The following is a 3244-nucleotide window of genomic DNA, read 5'->3' as shown; positions in this document are numbered from 1 at the left end:
GCCGGCCCTTCCGGTCGCCCGGCTGCGCGCGCCGGTCGGGCCGCGTCGGCGGTGCCTTACCGCCAGGCCGTGCGGGCGCGCTCGTCGGCCCGCTGGGGTCGCCGGCAGAAAGCACCTGGCCCGCGAACCACCCCGCCGGCACCGGCGGAGCGGCCGGCAAGGCTTACGACCGCTCGCTCGCCCTCCATTCGTCCCAGCTCGGCTGGCCCTTCATGAAGCCCTCGATCTGCTGGCGGTCGGCCTCCAGCCGGGGGTCGTGGCGAAGGTAGAAGCGGGTTTCGCGCGCGATCAGGCCCGACAGGATCAGCAGCCCGATCAGGTTCGGGATGGCCATCAACCCGTTCATCACGTCCGAAAAGCTCCAGACGACGCCCAGCTGGACCGTGCAGCCCAGCAGCACCACCAGGGAAAACAGGATGCGGAAGGGCATGACGCCGCGATGACCCACCAGGCGCTCGAGGTTGCGTTCGCCGTAATAGGCCCAGCCCAGGATGGTCGAATAGGCGAAAAGAACCAGGCCGACGGTCACGACCCAATGCCCCCATTGTCCCGGCAGGCCGTGGCTGAACGCCTGTCCGGTCATGATCGAGGGCGAGATCTGCAGCCCCGTCTGCGGGTCGATCTCGGTCCAGACGCCGGTGGTGATGATCACCAGGCCGGTGCAGGACACGACGATGATCGTGTCGATGAAGGTCTGGGTCATCGACACCAGGCCCTGCCGCACCGGATGCGTGGTCTGCGCCGAAGCGGCGGCAATCGCGGCGGAACCCATGCCGGATTCGTTCGAGAAGATGCCGCGCGCCACGCCGAACTGCACCGCGATCATGATGGTGGAGCCCAGGAAGCCCCCCGTCGCCGCCGTCCCGGTAAAGGCCTGCGAAAAGATCTCGCCCAGGGCGGCGGGCACCGACCCGATGTTGACCAGCAGGATGTAAAGCGCGCCCAGGACGTAGAACAGGATCATCACCGGCACCAGCCCGGCAGTCACCTTGCCGATGGACTTGATCCCGCCGACCAGCACCACCAGCGTCAGGCCGGCCAGGACGATGCCGGTGATCCAGGTCGGGATCATGAAGCTGCGCTCGAGGTTCGAGGCGATCGAGTTGCCCTGCGTCATGTTGCCGATGCCGAAGCAGGCGCAGACGGCGAATATCGCAAAGCACAGCGCAAGGAACCTGCCAAAGCCGTTCGGGATGCCGCGCTCCAGGTAATACTGCGGGCCGCCGTTCTTCTCGCCAACCTCGTCGGTGGTGCGGAAGCGCACGCCGAGGAAGGCCTCGGCATATTTCGATGCCATGCCGAGGATCGCCGTGACCCACATCCAGAACAGCGCCCCCGGACCGCCCGCCGCAATGGCCGTCGCCACCCCGACGATGTTGCCGGTGCCGACCGTCGCGGCCATCGCGGTGGTCAGCGCCTGGAATTGCGAGATGTCGCCCTCGGCATCGTCATCCCTGCGTTTGAGCAGCCCAAGCCGCAGAGCCGCGCCCAGACGGACAAGCTGGATGCCCTGCAACCGGATCGTCAGGTAAAGCCCGGTGCCCAACAGCAGCGGGACAAGAAGGTAAGGCCCCCAGACGATCCCGCCGATTTTCCCCAGGATTGCTTCCATCTGGTCGAGTCCCATCAATACCGCCTCTCGTGATTGCAAGGGCCGCAAACGGAACCGTTCGGTCCCGGATGTCAAGTTCGGCCGCGGCACGGCCCTTGCCGCAGCGAACGGGGGCGAAAGACGGCCATGGCGCGAAAGACGTTCCCACCAGGACAGGGACAGAGACCGGCGAGGTCGGGTTTGCCTTGGCGCCGCTGCGCAAAGGCGGTCCGCTCGGGATCCCCTTGCGCAAGCAGCCGAAGCCTTGGCGCGGCAGGCGATCCCTTCAGCGTCCATCGCCCCATCGGCGCCAAGGGGGCGCGGTGGTTCTGACGCCATCATCACGGGTTTCGATCTGCCGCGCCGGGGCGCGAATCAGGCCGGTATCTGCCGCAGGATCAGGAACAGGAGCGCCGACAGAAGCGCCGCGGCAGGAACGGTGACGACCCAGGCCGCCCCGATGGTCAGCACATGCAGCCTGCGGACCAGCTTGCGGCGGCGGCGCTCGTCCGCGGGTATGTATTCCGGCCGGGGCACGGCGATGCGGGCCTGTTTCAGCCGCCGCTCGGCATCCCATTCGCGAAAGAAGCCCACGCCGAAGATCGCCCCCACCGCGATATGGGTCGAGCTGACCGGCAGCCCCAGCCAGCTTGCCAGAATGACCGTGATCGCCGCCGACAGGGCGACGCAATAGGCGCGCATCGGGTTGAGCTTGGTGATCTCGCTGCCGACCATGCGGATCAGCTTGGGGCCGAACAGGCTGAGCCCGAAGGAGATCCCGAAGGCCCCGATCAGCATGACCCACAGGGGAATGGTCACGTCGCCATTGAAATCGCCCGTCTGCACCGTCTGCACGATGGCCGCCAGCGGGCCGACGGCATTGGCGACGTCGTTGGCGCCATGGGCAAAGCTGAGCAAGGCGGCAGAGGCGACCAGCGGGATGCCGAACAGCACCTTCACCGACTTGTTGCGGTTCTCCAGCCCCTCGGACTGGCGGCGGGTGACCGGAATCATCAGCAACCAGCAGCCCAGCCCCACCATCAGGCCCAGCAGCAGCGCAGCGCCCATCGAGACCTCGACCAGCTGCTTCAGCCCCTTCATCACCAGATAGGCGGCAAAGGTGCCCGCCATGATGCCGACCAGGATGGGCACCCAGACGCGGGCCGCGGCGATCTTGTCCTCGCGATAGACGATGCGGGACTTGATCAGCCACAGGAAGCCTGCCGCCACGACCCCGCCCATCACCGGAGAGATGACCCAGCTGGCGGCGATGGCGAACATCTGGTCCCAGCTGACCGCGCCGAAGCCGGCCCCGGCGATGCCCGCGCCCACGACCCCGCCGACCACCGCATGCGTGGTCGAGACCGGCGCCCCGATCCATGTCGCCAGATTGACCCACAGGGCCGACGCCAGCAGCGCCGCCATCATCGCCCAGATGAAGGTCGCAGGCGTGTCCAGCGCCTCGGGGGCGACGATGCCCTTGGCGATGGTCGAGACCACGTCGGCCCCGGCGATCAGCGCGCCCGCGCTTTCGAACACCGCCGCGATGATGATGGCGCCCCCCATGCTGAGCGCGTTCGCCCCCACCGCAGGACCCATGTTGTTGGCCACATCGTTGGCCCCGATGTTCAGCGCCATGTAGGCGCCAAACAC

Annotated in this window: 2 protein-coding genes; both read right to left on the bottom strand. The window is 67.4% G+C overall.

The features are described 5' to 3' along the window. Positions 1-163: 163 nt before the first annotated feature. A complete protein-coding gene (locus FE811_RS26230; RefSeq protein ID WP_140849429.1) occupies positions 164-1627 on the bottom strand; it encodes a sodium:alanine symporter family protein in 1464 nt (487 codons plus the stop codon). Between the two features lie 339 nt (positions 1628-1966). Then, positions 1967-3244, bottom strand: a 1278-nt coding sequence (locus tag FE811_RS26225) for an inorganic phosphate transporter (RefSeq protein WP_140849427.1), incomplete at its 5' end; no start/stop codon positions are given.

It is taken from the genome of Paracoccus sp. FO-3 (genome assembly GCF_006386455.1).
In the GTDB taxonomy this organism is placed as follows: Bacteria; Pseudomonadota; Alphaproteobacteria; order Rhodobacterales; family Rhodobacteraceae; genus Paracoccus; species Paracoccus versutus.
Note: the sequence above shows the minus strand (reverse complement) of the source record. Positions and strands in the feature narration are given on the sequence as shown.